General features: G+C 32.9%; 14 protein-coding genes. 9 read left to right on the forward strand and 5 right to left on the reverse strand.

Annotation, left to right across the window (positions count from 1 at the left end; translation table 11 throughout):
• The first annotated feature begins 564 nt into the window (after positions 1-564).
• On the forward strand, positions 565-1,413 hold the full coding sequence (gene aroF, locus ACP6PK_RS26285) for a 3-deoxy-7-phosphoheptulonate synthase (protein ID WP_094674387.1): 849 nt from the start codon (positions 565-567) through the stop codon (positions 1,411-1,413).
• Between the two features lie 1,451 nt (positions 1,414-2,864).
• Here aroF and ACP6PK_RS26290 read toward each other — a convergent pair.
• Entirely contained in the window at positions 2,865-4,850 is a 1,986-nt protein-coding gene (locus ACP6PK_RS26290) for an ABC transporter ATP-binding protein/permease (RefSeq protein ID WP_426564021.1), read from the reverse strand.
• A 960-nt stretch (positions 4,851-5,810) separates the two neighbouring features.
• Here ACP6PK_RS26290 and ACP6PK_RS26295 point away from each other — a divergent pair.
• The 3 genes from ACP6PK_RS26295 to ACP6PK_RS26305 all read left to right on the forward strand — a co-directional run bounded on the left by ACP6PK_RS26295 (position 5,811) and on the right by ACP6PK_RS26305 (position 6,879).
• Positions 5,811-5,921 (forward strand): hypothetical protein, encoded by a 111-nt coding sequence (locus ACP6PK_RS26295; protein ID WP_426564023.1) that lies wholly within the window; start codon positions 5,811-5,813, stop codon positions 5,919-5,921.
• 352 nt (positions 5,922-6,273) lie between these two features.
• Positions 6,274-6,426: a metallopeptidase TldD-related protein gene (locus ACP6PK_RS26300; RefSeq protein ID WP_426564025.1), complete on the forward strand. Its 153-nt coding sequence runs from the start codon at positions 6,274-6,276 to the stop codon at positions 6,424-6,426.
• Between the two features lie 321 nt (positions 6,427-6,747).
• Positions 6,748-6,879 (forward strand): hypothetical protein, encoded by a 132-nt coding sequence (locus ACP6PK_RS26305; RefSeq protein WP_426564027.1) that lies wholly within the window; start codon positions 6,748-6,750, stop codon positions 6,877-6,879.
• A 1,031-nt stretch (positions 6,880-7,910) separates the two neighbouring features.
• Here ACP6PK_RS26305 and ACP6PK_RS26310 read toward each other — a convergent pair.
• Positions 7,911-8,204 (reverse strand): hypothetical protein, encoded by a 294-nt coding sequence (locus ACP6PK_RS26310; protein WP_426564029.1) that lies wholly within the window; start codon positions 8,202-8,204, stop codon positions 7,911-7,913.
• Positions 8,205-8,210: 6 nt separating this feature from the next.
• Complete coding sequence (locus tag ACP6PK_RS26315; protein WP_426564031.1) at positions 8,211-8,405, reverse strand: hypothetical protein; 195 nt, start codon at positions 8,403-8,405, stop codon at positions 8,211-8,213.
• Between the two features lie 1,528 nt (positions 8,406-9,933).
• On the opposite strand from ACP6PK_RS26315, the gene ACP6PK_RS26320 reads away from it, so the two are divergent.
• The 5 genes from ACP6PK_RS26320 (at position 9,934) to ACP6PK_RS26340 (ending at position 19,018) form a co-directional block, all read left to right on the forward strand.
• Positions 9,934-10,452 (forward strand): AP2 domain-containing protein, encoded by a 519-nt coding sequence (locus ACP6PK_RS26320; protein ID WP_426564033.1) that lies wholly within the window; start codon positions 9,934-9,936, stop codon positions 10,450-10,452.
• Positions 10,452-11,633: an aldo/keto reductase gene (locus ACP6PK_RS26325; protein WP_426564035.1), complete on the forward strand. Its 1,182-nt coding sequence runs from the start codon at positions 10,452-10,454 to the stop codon at positions 11,631-11,633. The genes ACP6PK_RS26320 and ACP6PK_RS26325 overlap by 1 nt, the downstream gene beginning before the upstream one ends.
• A gap of 1,541 nt (positions 11,634-13,174) precedes the next feature.
• Positions 13,175-13,825, forward strand: a complete 651-nt coding sequence (locus ACP6PK_RS26330) for a tellurite resistance TerB family protein (RefSeq protein ID WP_426564037.1) — start codon at positions 13,175-13,177, stop codon at positions 13,823-13,825.
• Positions 13,826-15,157: 1,332 nt separating this feature from the next.
• A complete protein-coding gene (locus ACP6PK_RS26335; protein WP_426564039.1) occupies positions 15,158-15,931 on the forward strand; it encodes a superoxide dismutase in 774 nt (257 codons plus the stop codon).
• A gap of 993 nt (positions 15,932-16,924) precedes the next feature.
• Positions 16,925-19,018 (forward strand): pentapeptide repeat-containing protein, encoded by a 2,094-nt coding sequence (locus ACP6PK_RS26340; RefSeq protein WP_426564041.1) that lies wholly within the window; start codon positions 16,925-16,927, stop codon positions 19,016-19,018.
• A gap of 88 nt (positions 19,019-19,106) precedes the next feature.
• Here the strand turns inward: ACP6PK_RS26340 and ACP6PK_RS26345 are convergent, their stop codons facing one another.
• The gene (locus tag ACP6PK_RS26345; RefSeq protein WP_426564043.1) at positions 19,107-19,307 is read right to left on the reverse strand and encodes a hypothetical protein; all 201 of its coding nucleotides are present in this window, start codon (positions 19,305-19,307) and stop codon (positions 19,107-19,109) included.
• Between the two features lie 5 nt (positions 19,308-19,312).
• Positions 19,313-19,474: a hypothetical protein gene (locus tag ACP6PK_RS26350; protein ID WP_426564045.1), complete on the reverse strand. Its 162-nt coding sequence runs from the start codon at positions 19,472-19,474 to the stop codon at positions 19,313-19,315.
• Between the last annotated feature and the right edge of the window lie 125 nt (positions 19,475-19,599).

A 19,599-nucleotide genomic window follows, 5' to 3' on the forward strand; every position in this document is an offset into this window, starting at 1 on the left:
TCCCACAGTTCCGAAACTCCCCACACTCCCCACAGTTCCCACAGTTCCGAAACTCCCCACACTCCCCACAGTTCCCACAGTTCCGAAACTCTCTCTACCATTACTATGCACCACCACCAAAAATTCCTATAGGGGCTTGACACTCTCTGAAGTTTCTGCTATGTTAAATCGGTAAGGACTCAAAGAAGAATATTTCTTTACCCATCTTAGAATTCCATAATTAACATATTTCTTAACACAAACAAAAAGCCGATGTTTATTAGTAATTCCTATTTTTATTTTTGGTATAGAGAGGTTCACTTGGAGTGAATATAGTTTTTGCTATAAACCTCTAAGTGAACCGCAGCATAAACGCTGCGGTTTTTTGTTTGCAAATCTGAGTATTCAAAAAAAGACGAAAACAGTTATGACTCAAGTAAATTCCTGGTATTACGGTTTTTATTTCTGGCCCCGATATAGTTCCGGGTAATTTGTCATGCTGACTTTCACTTTTCACCCGGAGCTGAATAATGGTTCCGGGTTTTTTATTTTTCACCCCACTTAATTGATCAAGGAGAAAATCTCATGTCTAACGCTAAACTTGCATCTAAGTCTTACTCGGAACATCAAACAGTTGTCAATATTTCTGGACAGACAACGGTAGGAGGTGCAGATTTTTTAATTATTGGTGGTCCCTGCACTGTTGAAAGTATGGAACAAATGGAAGCAGTGGCAAGTAAGTTAATAATGGCACCTGTACAAATGTTGCGGGGAGGTGTTTATAAACCACGCACTTCTCCCTACTCATTCCAGGGGTTGGGAATAGAAGGATTGAAAATTTTGGCATCTGTTCGTCAACGCTACAATATTCCAGTCGTCACTGAAGTTATGTCTATTCCGCAAATAGAGTCGGTGGTTGCTTATGCGGATATGCTGCAAATAGGTAGTAGGAATATGCAAAACTTTGAGTTACTCAAAGCAGTGGGAAAAACTGGTAAACCTGTGATGTTGAAACGGGGGTTAGCTGCGACTATTGAGGAATTTTTGATGGCTGCTGAATATATTCTCAGTCACGGCAACCCGAATGTGGTTTTATGTGAAAGAGGTATTCGTAGTTTTGATAGTTATACTCGCAATGTTTTAGATTTGGGTGCGGTAGCTGCTTTGAAACAGTTGACTCATTTACCAGTTATTGTCGATCCTTCTCATGCTGTGGGTAAACGGGAGTTGGTGGCATCTTTGGCAAAAGCTGCGGTTGCTTGTGGAGCAGATGGTTTAATGATAGAGTGTCATCCTGTACCGGAGGAGTCGGTTTCGGATGCGCGACAAGCATTGTCTTTGGAAAATATGGTGGAGTTGGTTGAAAGTTTATGCCCCGTTGCTGCTGCAGTGGGGCGATATATTTGTCAAGTTGAGGAGTTAGCTGTGGCTTAATTTTGGCTTAATTTTGGCTTAATTTTTAGGCGATCGCTTCTGTTAGTTTTAAGTAGGGTTTGCTGATTAAATATCAAAGCATTGACATATAAGGGTTTGAGTCATTTTAGATTTGGAAAAACTACCAGCTTTTCAGTTTATATATCTGAAAAAGTGAGCATCTTGGGGTAACGGGAGGCAGAAAAATTAAGGGACTATTTTTCTGACTACCTACTTTATAATTCCTATTCCTCCTGAGTTCTGAGTTCTGAGTTCTGAGTTCTGATTCCTCTCCTCTACTAAAAGACTTATTCAGCAAGCCCTAAGTATTGTTGTGGTTTACTGCTCCTAGTGCCGCTACGCGGAAGTCAAAGGTCAAAAGTCAAAAGTTAAAAGTATTGATTAGTAAAACTTTTAGGATTTTGTAACTGGTCAGTTATTTCCGCCATCCTCCACTAGATATATTTGGAACGCTAAAGCGTAATAATGCACCTCAATATGAGTATTGTACCAAATATTATCTTTGGTGGAATCTTGGGTAGGATTCTTTTTCTTCAAGAATTAAGAATTTAGAATTAATAATTTAGAATTACCTCTCCTTCAAAAGAAGAGGATTGACGAACAGGAAAATTTTTATTTATTATCCCCTTAAAAGGGGAGGCTTTAAACCACAATATTTCGGTAATAGGAATCAGGAATGATTTATGAGATATTTAATAACAATTAAGATAAATTATACCATGTCTGCTGGTATCGGAGCGTGTAAAAGTTGGGGAAATATTTACCTTATGTAAGCTTTTTCCTTTTCTTCTTTCTTCCTTCTTCCTTCTCTCCTAGATAATATGAGCCTTCTTCCTTACCTTCTCACTTGCAATACCGATGCTACCGGACATGATATTACAATCCTTTTATTCTGACTCCTAACTCCTAATTACCACTCAAATCTTGCAACTGAAATATTATTGCTATAGGATTTCCTAGAGTCATAAGGTACACCTAATACAACTTATATTTAACTCCTGTCTCCTGTACGGGCGTTTTATATGTCGCACAACTCCGTTAACGCTGCGCGACATATAAAACGTTTGCGGAGCATTCCGATAGGAAAGTTGTGCGTAGCTAATGGCCAGCAAGCCCCTACTACTCCTGACTCCTAAAGTTAAAAAACTTTGTACCTCACAAGTATGGGAAGTCCTATATAGAACCCCTAAGCGTATCTTGGGCTTTGTTGCGAGTTTTTTGCTCAGTCCTCAGTCCTCGTAGGGGCGTTTCATGTCGCTCCGCGAAACGGCTGTTAGCTTCGCATAACTATCGTTAACGCCCGTACAGAAGTCAGGAGATTAAGAAATACTCAGAGGGGAAAAAGGTAGAATAAGCGACCCCCATCTTCCCACACTTCCCACACTCCCCAACCCCATCATGTATAAAAAATAAATACCAAATGGGTTCTATATTTCATATTACTTTCATCATTAATTTAATAAACTAACTTTTGCTTGATAATCTTCCGCAGATAATATTTGCCAATTAGCATTACCAGTTAATTCTAAAACTTGGTGATGATATTTTAACAAACTTAAACGATGTCCGACACTAATAAATGTGGTTTTAGTTGTTTGTAATTGTTGATAAAGTTCTGCCTCATTTTGTAAGTCTAAGGCACTGGTAGCTTCATCTAAAATTGCATAACAAGGATTTGTTAATAATAGTCTAGCAAAAGCTAAACGTTGTTGTTCCCCTAAAGATAAAACATTTTCCCATTGTAACTCTACATCAAAACCACCTAATCTATCTGGTAAATCTTCTAAGTTAACAACTTTCAAAATTTTTCGTAATTTATGCTCATCAAACTCCTGATGAACTTTAGGGTATAATAACTGTTCTCGTAAAGTTCCTAAAATCATATAAGGGCGCTGAGGTAAAAATAACATTTCCTCCAAATGGGGACGTATTAAACAACCTGTACCTGATTTCCATAAACCTGCTATTGCTCTTAATAAAGAACTTTTACCAACTCCACTTTGACCTACTATTAATAATCCTTGACCAGGTTGTAATGCTACCGATAAATCTCTAACCAAAGTCTTTTGAGTTTCATTTATATCTTCGTAATTTAGAGGAGTATTCAGAGTAATATTTTCTAGCGCCAGTCGAGAATTTTCTCTAATATCAATTTCCCCATTTCCTATTTCTGGTAATTTTTGCGTATCTTCTAATGTGTCTCTAAATTTAGCTAAACGATTAATACCAGCAGCAAAAGCAGTTAAATTATCGATTTGACTAACTACTAAAGAAAAAGCTCCTAAAACTTGACTAAAAGCAAAACCTGCCTGAGTAATATCTCCATATTTAATCTCACCAGCAAAGTAAATAGGAGCCATTATTAAAGAAGGCAAAATAATAACTGCGTATCGATAACCAGTGGTAAAGTAATCTACATTTCTCTGCCAACCAATGAGCAAATTAAAATTATTAAAGACCTGAGCAAATCTTTGTTTGAGTTGTAATGATTCTTGTTCTTCTCCTTGGTAAAAAGCAATTGATTCAGCATTATCACGAATATGAACTAATCCATAACGAAAATCTGCTTCTCGTCTGAGTTGATTGAAATTTAAAGTAATTAATTTTCTCCCAAAAAATACTGCTACTAATGTTCCTAATACAGCATAAAAAATTAGAAATATTGACAGTGGTACAGATATTGACCACAGAATTCCAGTGAAGGAAATAACATCAATTACTGAGTTAAGAATTGTCAGCATAAAAAACAAACTTTGCCTAGTGAAAGATTTAATATCTTCTGCCATTCTTTGGTCTGGATTATCAATTTTTCCTTCTGAGTTAATTTGATAATAAGACCTATTTTGTAAGTAGTTGTCGAGAAATTTGCTAGTCATCCACTCTCGCCAATATAGTCCTAATTTTTGGCGTGTATAGGTGTAAACTACAACAATTGGAGTACCAACAATAAATACTCCAGCATAAACAAATAAAAATCTCCAAAATGTCGGTTGGTCTTTTTCTGCTAAGGCAGTAGTAAAGAAGTTACCAACATAGCTAATAATTACATTTAAACCACTAACTGATAGAGATAATAATAAAAGTAAACTTAAAAGTGCCCAAGGTTGCCAACGAGGTATCATTCGTCTTCTGTAGTACCAAAAAGCACTACCAGGAACGACTATCATTAAAATAATTACAAATATCCAGTGCGAATTAATTATATTTTTAATTGTATCGACTAAACCAGGCGCAATAATATTGAATGATTCACCAAATATAGCTTCACTACCTAAGCAGACTAGGCTAACAATTATAAAAACAGCAGCAAATAAAAATATTAAAAGTAGGAATAATAGTCCTAAAAAAACTTTACTTCCGCCTCGTTCTAAAGGATAAAAATATGGTTGTGCAATATGTAAAAAATCATCCAAAATTTTACGGTCTAGTTTACTCATTTTTTATTCACTAACAGTTAAATTTTATTGATAATACTCTATTATTTTTGATATTTACATATCAAAATAATCGTAAGCATTTACTGTAGAATGCTGCGCCAACAGCTCTTAGCACTCAGCTAGCCTCCTGTGGAGGAACTACGTTAACAGCAATTAATGTAGTTTATAATCATTTTTGCATTTGCCAATAAAGTAAAAAATTGATTATTGAAGCTTTCATTTATAACTTGAAAAAAAGTATATAGAGGTTTTTAAGTTTATGAGAGAAATACTTTATTGATTGTAGAGAATTAGCGAAAAGAAAAAAAGAGCACATTTATTAAGATAATAACGAACAAATATAATACACATCAAATATTCTAGAATCCTACCTGATATATAATTATAATTACAGGTATTTTTCAATCAAATTTTACTGTTTTTCTAGATGATTAGATCTTAATTATCAATCAGCTTCAACGTAAAACAAATTTGTTCTCAGATGAGAAACTATATAATAGCTACAAATTTCAGTAACATCCCTACACTCAATTTGAATTAATAGAAACTTTTTCACTATAAAAATATATAATTACTAGAAAATTTACCAAAAATCATACTGTTATAGAACTATAATAAGCGAAAATTTATAATTACTACAATCCCGTAGACTATCTAGAAATTAGCCTAGAACAAAGTTAATCAACAGCCATTTCATTTAGTAGCCAAAAGTTAAATGCTGTTAATCGTCACTTTTCCCTAGTAGGAGGTATTTGCACCTGGGATAAAGGAGGCTGGAATTTTGTTACTTTCAATCATATTGAATAAGTAATTTCTCACGCTGATTTAATCTGAAAATCAACTACTCAACTAGCTTCTATTCCAGCAGTCCAAGATTATGTATAAGTTAAATTTTTTCCCGATCCCCGTCCCATATCTTTAGAAGAAAAGCGACAATTAATTGAAGCTTATAATCAGTTGTTGTTAGATTTTGCCCCCCGAATTCAGACAACAAATGTTAGTTATGACGCTCGCTTCACTATTACTTATTTCGTTAATTCCATCGGCAGTTGCATGGCACAGGAACCTTGAGACATCAATGACAAATTTAGAGCCATTGCCCGTGGAGAAGGGGATTTAGTTAAAGAGGAAGTCCATCCTATCAGTTCTGCTTCAAATTATAACACCTTCTTTCAATAATGGATAATTGATAATGGATAATTGATAATTACCTCTCCCTAAAACGGATTGGATTGAATAAAAGGAAAAATTTTTTTTGTTTATCCTTGACTTGAAAGGAGAGGCTTTATACCTTTATTTTTCGGTAATATTGACAAGCAAATTATAGGAGTAGCAAAACAGGCCATCCGTCAACTAGAGGCCAACCCTGTCAAAGCTAGACAGTATAAAGTATAATGTAATTTGAGATCCTTATCTGGCAGTTGTGTTGATTCACGAAGCTTTTGGTCATCTTTCTAAACCAGACTATATTTATGAAAACTCCCGGATGGAAGAGTTACTGAAGTTGGGTCAACCAGTAGCTATGGAAAAATTAAATGTAGTTGATGATGCTAGTATTAATAATTTAAGTGGTTGAATTAAATATGATAAATATGATGAAGTTATTGTTGGACAACGCAAATATTTAATTCAGAATGGGCTATTAACTACTCGCCTACATAATTGAGAAACTGCTGGAAAAATTGGAGAAGCACCTATAGGAAATCCTAGAGCTTTAAATGCAATTTATCCCCCTATTGTTCGGATGACTAATAACATTTCTCAAAAAGTTGTCTACACTTTCTTGAGTAGGGGAGTGGGGGAGAAGTAAAAACAGAAATAATTAACGGTAATTGGGGTGCTAATTATCAAAAAGGTGATTTGGTCTGTGTTAATTACTTAATAATTGAAGTTGGGCTTGAGTATAGCATTAAGGCATGGTAATTGGTATAATACATTTATTGAACCAGGCAATCGCTCTTTTGCAGAAATAATTAAGGATATTGAGCAAGGGGAAAAAATCTTTATAATTAGAGCAAAAATTATTTAGCCTATCTACTTTAACTTCAGTACCAAATATACAATTAATTTTGCTTAACTACTTAACAGTAAAAAAAATACTGCTAAATTAACTTCTTGTAGTGGGTAAGATACATTATAATTAATAGTTAATAGTTAATAGTTAATAATTAATAATTATATAGCAGTTCTCATAATGGTGAAGTACAAAATTCTAGCTTTGAGGGAACAGGGAACAGGGAATAGGAAATAGGGAATAGGGAGTAATGAAAAGATAAAAAGATAACTGTACTTCACGCTTCTTGGGAAATGCTATAGCGGTTTTCATTTCATGACTTGCATTACTTCTTCCTTCTCTTCTAGATAACTAAAGCCTCCTTCCTTTAAACCCAAATCTCTGTACTCTAAAAAACATGAAAACTGCTATAAGAGTTGATAGTCAATTAATTATTCATTCAACAATTTAGGGTCAGCTCTTCCTGCGGAATGCGGAGCAAACAGCAATAATATCCCGCCCTTAAGGATGGAGTTTAAATAAATATATACTTTAAAGCTCAAGGGAGCAGACTTTTGTAATAAGATTTAATTCTGGTTCAATCAATAAAGCTTTTATCGTCCACCAAAAGCAATAGCTAATAGCTGATGGCTGACGGCTGAATGCTTAAAATTTAGGTTTAAAGCCTCCTCTTGGATAGGGGATAAATCAAAAATTTTCCGTATTGGTCTTACCCCTTGTTAAAAGAAGGGGTAATTATTAATTATTAATTATTAATTGTATTCCTAGGTCATGCTGCGCAAACGGCACCTCGTCACATAAACATTGTTAATTGCTGAACTATTCCCAAAAATCCTAAACTTGTGTATCTCACCAATTTGACAAAAACTAGATTTAGTTTTCTACAGCAGGAGTAAATTATCCCTTTAGATTCTGCAATACAAAATCAATTGTTTCTTGTCGCAGTCATCCTTTTTGTACTGCAACCTCTCCAAAGCGTAAATTTGTTTGATCCTGTTCTATCAAAATAGAATATATTTGTTCTTCATTCAATAAATTTGCTAATTTCAGATATTCACCAACTGGTTTTTATTATTCTCTGTTATTAGTTGAGGAAATATTTCGACGAAGAAATCTACTGTTTCTTGCTTTATCATTCTCCACATGACAGCAATTTCTCCGAATTTAAGATGACGATTAGCAGTTTGATATTGCAAAATTTCTTCTAGCTGAATATCTGTGATTAAACCAGCTTGTTGTAAAACCTCTCCTATGGGTTTGTCAATGTTTTTATGTTGAAAATATTTAGTTTGATTCTGCTCTTTTATATGATTTTCTTGAGTTAATTCTCTTAAGTTCATAACCTTTTATTCTTGGCTAATTCCTTTGACAATCCACAAAGGCCATAACAAAATAATTCCTAAATTTATTTGACTTGGTTTATTATTAACTGCTTCTTTCTGTTGATTAACATCTGATTGATTTGCCAGGTAGCAAATTGAACCGGAAAAAAGATAAGATGTTACTGAGTAGCAAAGCATTGTGAAAACTAGGGTAGTCATAAAATAGTATAATCATCTAGGTTTAATATAATCTTATTCTGTATTTTTTGTGATGTCAACAAAAATTATCTTTTATTCAACCGTATATTTAACCGTATAATTAACTGTAATTACACTTGAAACTGTATCTTTTTAACTATTTATTGACTCATATTGATTACTATACTCATCCTAAATGATTTGTGAGAAAACTGTAGGGGTTTGGTTTCTAAATCCCTTTTTTGACTGGGTAAAGGAGACCAAACCCCTATGATTAAATATTACAACCTATGGGCAGATTGCTATATATACTCTATAAATATAGAAACTATACATAAATTGTGAGAGATTAAATAATACTTAAATTCAATTGATTTATATTTATACTCTACTTCCTGATTTAGTGAATCACAACTCATACCAATTCCTAAAAAAAATGCTATACTGCATCAAGACTTCAGTTATTAAGTAATAAGTAAGTTTGAGTCATTTTTTTAACGATTATTGGCATTAAGCAAAGATATATTATTTCTAATAACCCTACTCCCTTCAACCTACTCTTAAGGAGATGTAGCAAGAATGCGCCAGGTTTGGCATTATACAAAAATATTACAACTAAAAATTGAACTTACATTAAACTTCAAGAAAGATACTGAGATGAAAAAATGTAGCGTTTTTTTTAATTACTCTACTTTAGGTAGAAGACTCAAGATACACAATAAAGTACATTTTTGATTTGTTGAACAAGTTTTGTATCAATTTAAGGGTCAAGATTGTAGGAAAAAAAGGGGTATAAATAGCTTGATTAAGCATAAAATCAGAGACTTAACTCGCCTTAACCCTCTTACTATGTGCTATTGTATGGAAGAGTATATTTAGATAATCTAATGGACAATAAACAAGTATTAGCTTCTGTTGATGGAAAATCAATCTAGAAAAACTTAGGAGACTATCTTTGTGTTTCTTGATCTCTAAGAGTTAGAATTTTTCCAAAAATTCAAGCAAAGTTTGATAACTCCCCTAATTTACTTACCAATGGATAATTGATAATTAATCAATTCGTCTTTATTGTCTTCTATTTCAAGAGAAAAAAAGAAACAAGATTTCCTTATCTTAAATCTGAGAGGGTAAAACCAGAGGTAATTATCCATTATCAATTAATGAAATATATCTAACCTAAAGTGATAAAAAAGTTAAACAAAGATTATCATGATCATTTTTATCAAGTTCTGGGTAGGTATAACCCCTTGGAGGTGATTAATACAAAAAAATAAAACCACATCTACCAATAGTCAAATACTAGGAAGCAGTTAAGTAAACAAATTAATAATATTACTAATGCTTCTCAGTCAAAAAAACATGAAGTAAATGAATTAAGAAAACTTGATTCATCAATTATAATTGGGGTGCAGTCATAAAAATTAATTTAGCTATCCCTAGATAGAGAAAAAGTTAAATAATTATGTTCTCAAAAAACTGCGTAGTAGCCTCAACTGTTTCAAGAGATTAGTTATTTTTTTAAAGTTAATAAAACAAGAAGGCTGAAACAATGTCTAAAGAAATCTTAATTACTAGAGGGCAGGTAGTAATAGTCGATGAACAAGACTATGAAGAATTATCAAAATATAAATGGTATTTGATAGACGGGTTTGCTGCCAGAACAATAAAAAAAGATGACAAAAGAACGACTATCTATATGCACAGAGTGATTATGGATGCTCCTATGGGTGTATCTGTTTATCATATTAATCACAATAAACTAGATAATCAGCGAGAAAATTTACGCTTAGTTAAAGGAAGTGCGCGAATGCACAGGAGACCTAGTGTCAAACATTCATCTAAATACCGAGGAGTGTATTGGTGTAAAGATAAACGTAAATGGATAGCAGAAATTAAAGTTTACAAAAAGCAAATACGTTTAGGTCGTTTTGAGGTGGAAAAAGATGCAGCTATTGCTTATGATGAAGCAGCAAGAAAGTATTATGGTTCTCTAGCTAGAACAAATTTTGCTACAAATAATGTAGAAATAATAGAAGAACCTTCCCTAGAAATTAATAGAGATAGATAATGCAATATCGACGCTTCGGGCGAACAGAATTATCAATGCCAGTATTTTCCTGTGGTGGAATGAGGTATCAATATCAATGGCAAGATGTTCCTAAAAATCAAATTCCACCAAATAATCAAGAAAACTTAGAAAATACAATTCGTCGCTCCCTAGAATGTGGCATTAACCATATAGAAACAGCTCGTGGTTATGGCACATCTGAAATGCAACTGGGAGAAATTTTACCCAAACTACTACGGGAAAAATTGATTGTTCAAACAAAAGTTAGTCCAAGCGCCGATCCCCAAGAATTTGAAGGTAAGTTTCAGCAGTCTCTCCAATTTTTACAACTAGAATATATTGATTTGCTGGGCATACATGGGATTAATACCTTAGAACTATTAAACTACTCTATTAGACCAGGAGGTTGTTTAGATATAGCTAGAAAATTACAGAGGGAAGGAAAAGTTAGATTTATTGGTTTCTCAACTCATGGTCCTACTGATGTGATAATTAAAACTATACAAACAAATCAATTTGACTATGTTAACCTACACTGGTACTACATTAATCAAAGTAATTGGTCGGCAATAGAAACTGCTAAAAAGTTTGATATGGGAGTATTTATTATTAGTCCTTCTGATAAGGGTGGTAAACTGTATCAACCACCACAGAAATTAATAGATTTATGCTATCCACTTAGTCCTATAGTGTTTAACAATTTATTTTGTTTGAGTCATCCCCAAGTCCATACCTTGAGTTTGGGTGCATCAAAACCTACAGATTTTGATGAACACTTAAAAACATTAGAGTTTTTAGATAAAACAGATGAGATATTACCACCTATATTAGTTAGACTAGAGCAAGCAGCGATCGCTCAACTGGGAGAAAATTGGTGCAAAACTTGGCATATTGGTTTGCCTACTCCAGAAAATACTCCTGGAAATATTAATATTCCTGTGATTTTATGGTTAAGAAATTTGGCGATCGCCTACGATATGTTGGAATATGCTAAGATGCGCTATAACTTATTGGGTAATGGTAGTCATTGGTTTCCTGGTGCAAATGCTGAACAAGTAGAAAAATATGATTTGAGTAAATGTCTTGCCAAGAGTCCCCATGTTGATAAAATTCCAAATATTATTCAAGATACTCATCAACTACTAGGAGGAACACCAGTAGAACGTTTGTCTCAAAGTTAATTTTTTTATTACTTTCATTGATTTAATGAGGTAAAAACTTAAGATATTTGAAGTAAAATTTGAACTGATAATATAGGCATATAAATATCAAACTTGTGAAAAATTATGTAAGTTTATGTTGATATCTATAAAGTGAAAATTATGAGTATCATGGAATAATTTTTTTCAGTAAAAAATAAATAATTAGTTATTGAAATTAATCTATAAAATATCATGTCTTTCCTGCTTAAAAATTTCAGAGATTTTTTATAAACTATGAGAGATAAAATAAGTTTGTATCTAACTAGCAGAAAACAATTGATTAGAATTAGAGAATTGTTTTTAATTAATTATGTATGATGTGGTTTGACAATCAATATTATGAATCTGTACTAACTGACTGCGGATATCAATTTACTTTAAAAGTGTCACAAATAGTTTCAAAATTATGCTTTAAAATAATTCTCTGAAATTACTGAAAATTAATAATTATTAATTAGGGTTTGCGCTCAAAAGTCTTATGGGTGAAGGTAGGAGTCAGGAGGTAGGGACGTTGCATAAGGGCGTCCGTACAGAGTCAGGAGGAATGGGAATTATAGAGGAGGCAGGAGGAAGAATAGTAAGAGTGATTTTTCTGCCATAATCTACCCAAAATGCTCACAATTTCTGCTTTATAAACCAAAAAGCTGGTACTTTTTCCAGACCTAAAATTGCTCAAACCTTTATTCGTCAATGCTTTGATATTTAATCAGCAAGCCCTAATTAAATATCTTGGTTAAAAGCCTCCCTCGTTAGGGGAAAAAAAAGTGCTAGGATATTTCCCTATATTCAATTCCATTACTAAATAATTAAGGTTTAAAGCCTCTCATGATCAAGGAGAAACAAGAAAAAATTTTCCTTTTATTCAACCCTCTTCCTTTTAGGAAGAGGTAATTATCAATTATCAATTATCAATTATCAATTATTGAAGGTATTACTTGAGGTAATTATCAATTATCAATTAATGAATTTAGTGTCAAATTTGTGAACCTAAAAATATGACTTTTAACTTTATTACTGCTGTTAAATCCTTGACTTCTGTGAAATAGAATAACTTAATACCAATAACCATAGACTTTTTACTATAACTTGATTTTCTCTTTCTAAATGTTATTTGTTAGACTAAATACTCGGTATTTAGTAACTTAATATTATTAATAAAGGTTATTTGTTTCCACATCCAAGTAGTAAGACTTTTGATAATTAGTATTATATCCCACATTGCGCACGTCAAGTTGTAACATTAAAAGTAGTATAAAATTGGTAGCTTGCTAGGTATTTATACTATGTAAATTATTTTAATTGACTTTTCTTCAGAGGAGATATTAAACATAAATGCTCACTTAATTGTTTATTTACTAAAGTTACCAATATGATTTCTTCCTGAATTCTGAATCCTGACTCCTGAGTCCTGACTCCTTTTTTCTACTACATTTTGAAGTGCGGAATGTAGGTTATATGATATTATTTACTATCTCTCCTTACTTAAATGTCAACCAAATTTCATAACTGCAAAAAAATCTATGTCGTATGAACATATTTTCAATAGTCAAGTAAAATGTTCCCAGAAACTAACCCCTAACGAAGCCATATTTGCTATTGGTTTAATGGTAATGGCAGTTGATGGTGATATTGATATGAATGAAGTAGAAGTTATTGAGGGTTTTTTACTCAAAAAAGGATTCACTCCTCCAGAAGTAAATGCAGCTAGAGAAAAGATTTTAACAATTATTAGTCAAGAAAAAAACGAAGCATTATTTTATGCAGCTAAACAGGTGCTTCAAAATGAAAAAGAAATAGAAACTGCTTTGGATCTAGCTGTTGAAGTTGCTATGGCAGATGATAAATTAACAGAAGAAGAAGATAGTTTTGTCATGGGTTTGGCTAAGACTTTAAAAATTAGTCAAGAAAAGGTTGAGCAAAAATTTGCAGATGCTAAAAAATCTCACCATGATTCTAAAAGATTAATTGAAAAAATTGAAGAAATTTTATCAAAATTACCTATAGGTTCTAGATATGAAGGGTATATTGATACTACCACAGACTTAAGGTCATTAAATATTAAAATTAGGACTCCCAAAGATCAGTTAGTAATACTTAATATTGATGAAACTGGAGATGAAAATAAAATAGAAATGGAATTAGAGGGAGCACCACCATGGATGGCAAAATGATTAAAAAAAATAGTTAATACTTATTTATGTATAGCAGTATTCAGATTCAAACTAGCTAAAATATACACACTACATACTTTAAAAATATAGTGTGAATTTGAATACGAGTTTCAAAAAATATTGCTACAAAGCTTTGATTAATAATACTTAGGAGGATTGCAAATATTTTAATTTATTTATATGATTTTACTAAAGGTGTACCAATCAGGAATGAGATGTGAGAATTTTTATGATAGTTGCTTTGAGCTGAAAACCTTAAAAATTTTGACTCCTGACTCCGTACGGACGTTGCATGCAACGTCCTTACCTCCTGACTCCTAACTCCTAACTACCACCAAAATCTTACAACTGAAATAAGATTGCTATATATTTTTTCTTAAACAAGACTTTTGAAATAGTTCACAATTAACTGATTACTTATCAGGAAGGAGGAAATGAAGTGGCTAATTAATTCAGCAAAAAACACAATCAACAATTAAGAATTAATAATTACCCCTCCTCAATAATTAACAATTAACAATTAACAATTAATAATTAATGACTATCAGGGCGCTTAGGAGCAATATATAAACTATTTACCTGGCACTCGCCCTCGGAATATATTAATTATTAATTATTAATTACAAAAGGAGGCTTTAAACCTGAATTGTTGGATGAATAATTAATTATTGACTATCAACTATTAATTAATAATTATTAACTATTAATTATTAATTAATAGTTAATGGTAGAGAGTATGTGGGGAGTGTGGAGATTGTGGGGAGTGTGGGAGCGTGAGAAGAAATTAAAACAATATATATCTTCACCATTACAATGCAAGACTACCAATAAGATGTGTAATTAATTTTGCTTATGAACTTAGTATTCATGAAATCTATAAATATAGTTTTTTTATAGATATTTAAGACAAAAATGTTAGATATTTAGAGCTTTCTGATTAAGAATAAAAACTTTTACAGATCAAGGTAATTGCCTTTTTAGGTTGAAAAAAAGTGCAAGCTTTTAGGTATAAAAGGTTCATAAATTTAGTATTTTGGGAAGATAAGGGAAGAAAAATAAAAGGACGATATCTGCCTTGTATCTACGATCTAATTCCCATTTATCCTAGACTCCTAACCTTACAAAAAGACTTGATCATAAAACCCTATTTAGTAACATCAAGTTTTGCAGTATGTTAATTATACAAAGAGAAGACAGCGATTACTGGAAATAATTATAAATTTCTTTTCTTTGATTAAATAAATTGTCATTGACTTTGATATTATTCTACTTTATACTTAATTAATAACAGGATTTTATAAATATCAACTACTGTTTTTTTTGTAACTAATAATGAATATTAATCGCCGTAATTTATTAATATTACTAGGTACAACTTTAGGGGTTATAACTCTAGATGGTTGTCAGATACCCCCTGATAATTCTTCTGCATCAGTAACTCCTTCTACTCTACCAAATGATACTAAGTTAGCTGAAAAATCTGGGGTATTTGAACTAACACCTTTGCCTTATCAATATGACGCATTAGAACCTTATATTGACAAGGAAACTATGCAGTTTCATCATGGTAAACATTATGCTGGTTATATTAAAAAGTTAAATGGGGCGATCGCTAAGTATCCTGAACTTAAGGATAAGAGTGCTGAGGATTTATTGCGTGGTTTGAAGACTTTACCAAATGGTATTCGTGCTGCTGTACAAAATAATGGTGGTGGTTATGTTAATCATAAAATGTTTTGGGAAATTATGAGTCCTAATGGTGGGGGTGAACCTCAAGGAAAAATAGCTACTGCTATTGATGAAAGTTTTGGTAATTTTGATGGTTTTAAGGATAAGTTTAATGCTGCTGGTGGTGGTCGTTTTGGTAGTGGTTGGGTTTGGTTGGTTTTGGGTGAAGATGGAAAGTTAAAGGTTATTAGTACGGCTAATCAAGATAGTCCTTTTTTGACTGGGGATTATCCAATTATGGGTAACGACGTCTGGGAACACGCTTATTATTTGAATTATCAAAATCGTCGTGGTGATTATTTGAAGGCTTGGTGGAATGTTGTTAATTGGTCGGAAGTTAATCGCAGGTATGAGGAGGGGTTAACAGTTATCAGTTAACAATTATCAGTTATCAGTTTTTAGTTGAATTAGTTTCAGCTTTTTTTTACTAGCAATGTTGAATAAAACTTCATGTGCATAGGCGAATAAACCCCACCAGTTTTTATGATATCAGAATTTTTGTCGGAATGCAACCGAAAATCCTTCGATGCGCAAATTTTTTTCAGGAGCTTCATAAAATGAAAATGTTCGTAGTTTTTGATTTAGGAGGGATGGATCGAAAGATTTGATGAGGGAAAAAATTTGGCGGTTATCTAGATTATTGATGCTTGGAAAAATTAGTTATAGTCATTTCAAATAAGGATGAAACACTTTTTTGGCTGAAAGCCTTTCTAGGTAAAGAAATACTCATCCCAGTCTTATTCAGAATGACTATAATTTTGGAGAATTGAAATTTTCGGCGATGAGCAGAGATGTTTTTTCAGAATATTTGGCGCGAACCTTGAGAAAATCAGGGATAGATGTTTATGGAAGCTTCAGACAATGAAAAGATTTATGATTCTCTCTGGGCAAAATTCCTGAATTAAAGTTTAGTTGAATAAAAAGTCATGCGTATAGGCGAGTAAACCCCACCAGTTTTTATGATATCAGAATTTTTGCGGGAATGCAACCGAAAATCCTTCGATGCGCAAATTTTTTTCAGGAGCTTCATAAAATGAAAATATTTGTAGTTTTCCATTTAGGAGGGATGGATGGAAAGATTTGATGAGGGAAAAAATTTGCTGGTTATCTAGATTATTGATGGATGAGAAAACTATTGAATTTTGAGAAATTAGAATTTTTGAGGGTAGGAGAGATAGCCAGAAAAATAGTCATTTATTAATTTAACTTATCCTCTAATTACTTCAGGAAATCTAAGGTTAGATTAAGTAGTTATAGTAGCTCGATCTACATCAGCTAGAAAATCTTGACTGTATAATTATAAGAAAGGCAAAAACATCCAAACTTCAGAATACTTACTTAAAGTTAGTCTAGCTATAAAAATTTACTAGCATGAAAAAATATCCAGACTTTACCAACTACGGCTATCAAATTAGTAAAGAATTAGGACGTAACTTACAAGGCGGGCGAATTACATATTTAGCAAAATCTCTCACTTCAAATCTACAGGTTGTAATTAAGGAATTTAGATTTGCTATTGCTGATGGAAGTTGGTCAGCTTTTAAAGCTTATCAACGGGAAATTTCAGCTCTCAAACAATTAAAAAATTCTCAAATTCCTTGTTATTTAAACTCTTTTGAAACTGAGTCTGGTTTTTGTTTAGTAACAGAATATATTCAGGCTCCATCTTTAGCAGAAAGACATATTTTTACTCCTGAAGAAGTTAAACAAATTGCTATTTCAGTTTTAGAAATTTTGGTATATTTGCAAAATTTTCAACCTGCAATAATTCATCGGGATATTAAACCAGAGAATATTTTAGTGGATGAAAAGTTGCAGGTTTATTTAGTAGATTTTGGTTTGGCAAAATTGCGAAGTGGGGAGTTAGCTTTGAGTAGTATGGCAGCAGGAACTCCAGGATTTATGCCACCGGAGGAAATGTTTAATCGACCTTTGAGTAGTGCTTCAGATTTATATAGTTTAGGAGCGACTTTAATTTGTTTATTAACAGGAACTATAAGTGTTGCAGTTGATAAATTATTGGATGAAGATTATCGGTTTAAGTTTGAAAATTTGGTTCCTAATTTACATTGGCGTTTTACTAAGTGGTTGACAAAAATGGTGGAAATTCATCCGAAAAGGCGTTATGGAAATGCTGTTTTGGCTTTGCAAGAATTAAAGGAAGTTCCTGTTGTCGGAGATGGGGAAGTTTTTGCTTTTGAGAAGAATAAAATTAAGGTCGTTGAAAAATTTGTTGGCAGCAAAATTCCTGTTGTTGCAGGTGAGGAAATATTTGCTTTTCCAGAGGATGAAGTTAAGGTTAATCAAAAATTTGTTGGTGTTGTGGAAAAAGGAGAAATATTTGCTTTTCGGGAGGATGAAACTAGAGTTGATAAAAAATCTGTTGGTGCTGTGGAAAAAGGGGAAATATTTCCTATTGGTAGGGGGATACTTAAGGATAAGAAAAAATTTGTTGGTGTTTTAGGAATTGCAGCAATTGTTGGTTTTTTGGCTGGAAAAAGTATTATCTCGTTGGTTGGTAGTCTAGGAAGTATAAACTTGGATAATCAAACGCAGATGAATATGACTCTTTCGCCAATTGAGCGTATTCAGAGTACAAGGGAATGTGGAGGGTGTGACCTTAAAAATGTGAACCTAGAATATGCAGACCTAAAAGGCGCAAATCTAGAAAATGCAAATCTAAAAGGTGCGAATCTAAAAAATGTATTTCTAGACTATGCAAATCTAAAAGGTGCAAATTTAGAAGGTGCAAATCTACAATCAGCTAGGTTAGAAAATGCGAATTTAGAAGGTACAAAACTAGACAATGCTAATTTATTAGCAGCATTTTTGCTAGATGCTAATTTACAAAATACCAACTTAAAAAATACTAATATAGTACAGTCAACTATCAAAGGTACATCCATTAATAAACAAACAATACTAACCCCTAAAGCACGTCTAGTTTGGCAAATTGTTAATAACAAATATCAGGGTTTGAATTTAAAAAAGGCTAAGTTGTCTGATGCTTTCTTATCAACAGCAAACTTAGAAAATATTGATTTTGAGGATGCCGATCTAGAAAAATCTGTTGTTTATAACACCATACTTTCTGGTGCAAATTTGAAAAATGTTAATCTAAAAAATGCTTGGTTTGAGCATGCAACTTTAGAAAATACTGACTTACAGGGTGCTAACTTACAAAACACACGTTTTGCCACAAAAGTTAATTTACGAAGAGCTAATTTTGAAGGTGCTAATTTAGCCAATGCTGACTTTAATATAAATTATCCGGGAACTAATATTGACCTAGAAGAAGCTAACCTTAAAAATGCTAATCTGGAAAATGCCGATTTGAGCGGAGTAAATCTCAAAAATGCCAACCTTACAGGAGCAAATATTAAAGGTGCTGACTTTAGAGGTGCAAATCTAGAAGGTGCTACTATGCCAGATGGAAGTATATATAATGGCAAAATAGATAAATAAAAAGGTTTGAGAGTTTCTCCTCGAATTAGTTCTACTCTCTCGTCTTCTTTCAGGATGCAACTGAAAATCCTTTGATGGGAGATTTTTTTCAGCTACCTCTAGGAAATGAAAATATCTCTGGCATTGCTTCTAGGGAAATTCGGGAAAATCTTTCGGCGCGCCGAACTTTCTGAGGTGCTTCAGAAAATGGAAATGTGGGAGATTTTCCACTCAGGAGAGATAAATAGAAAGATTTGGGAAAAGTCAGCCGAGGTTTCGAGTGCTTCAGACGATGAAAAGATTCTGCCATTGCTTCTAGGAAAATTCTGGAAAATCCTTCGACGCGCCGAATTTTTCCGCAGCTTGAGACAATAAAAATTTTGGTAATTTTTCACTGCCGAGAAAGGGAAGGAAAGATTCTCGGAAAAACAGGCATATCTCTTTGGGTGCTTCATAAAATGAAAATATCTCTGCCATTGCTTATAGGAAAATTCGGGAAAATCCTTCGACGCGCCGAATTTTTCCGAAACTTGAGACAATAAAAATCTTGGTAATTTTTCACTGCCGAGAAAGGGAAGGAAAGATTCTCGGAAAAACAGGCA

Origin of the sequence: Dapis hubbardiae BLCC-M172 (genome assembly GCF_050016015.1) — a bacterium.
Lineage (GTDB): Bacteria > Cyanobacteriota > Cyanobacteriia > Cyanobacteriales > Microcoleaceae > Trichodesmium.

Bases quoted from the DNA above. Each gene is read 5' to 3' on its own strand.
- aroF (WP_094674387.1), top strand. From the start codon at position 565: ATGTCTAACGCTAAACTTGCATCTAAGTCTTACTCGGAACATCAAACA.
- ACP6PK_RS26290 (WP_426564021.1), bottom strand. From the start codon at position 4,850: ATGAGTAAACTAGACCGTAAAATTTTGGATGATTTTTTACATATTGCA.
- ACP6PK_RS26310 (WP_426564029.1), bottom strand. From the start codon at position 8,204: ATGAACTTAAGAGAATTAACTCAAGAAAATCATATAAAAGAGCAGAAT.
- ACP6PK_RS26315 (WP_426564031.1), bottom strand. From the start codon at position 8,405: ATGACTACCCTAGTTTTCACAATGCTTTGCTACTCAGTAACATCTTAT.
- ACP6PK_RS26320 (WP_426564033.1), top strand. From the start codon at position 9,934: ATGTCTAAAGAAATCTTAATTACTAGAGGGCAGGTAGTAATAGTCGAT.
- ACP6PK_RS26325 (WP_426564035.1), top strand. From the start codon at position 10,452: ATGCAATATCGACGCTTCGGGCGAACAGAATTATCAATGCCAGTATTT.
- ACP6PK_RS26330 (WP_426564037.1), top strand. From the start codon at position 13,175: ATGTCGTATGAACATATTTTCAATAGTCAAGTAAAATGTTCCCAGAAA.
- ACP6PK_RS26335 (WP_426564039.1), top strand. From the start codon at position 15,158: ATGAATATTAATCGCCGTAATTTATTAATATTACTAGGTACAACTTTA.
- ACP6PK_RS26340 (WP_426564041.1), top strand. From the start codon at position 16,925: ATGAAAAAATATCCAGACTTTACCAACTACGGCTATCAAATTAGTAAA.
- ACP6PK_RS26345 (WP_426564043.1), bottom strand. From the start codon at position 19,307: ATGGCAGAATCTTTTCATCGTCTGAAGCACTCGAAACCTCGGCTGACT.
- ACP6PK_RS26350 (WP_426564045.1), bottom strand. From the start codon at position 19,474: ATGGCAGAGATATTTTCATTTTATGAAGCACCCAAAGAGATATGCCTG.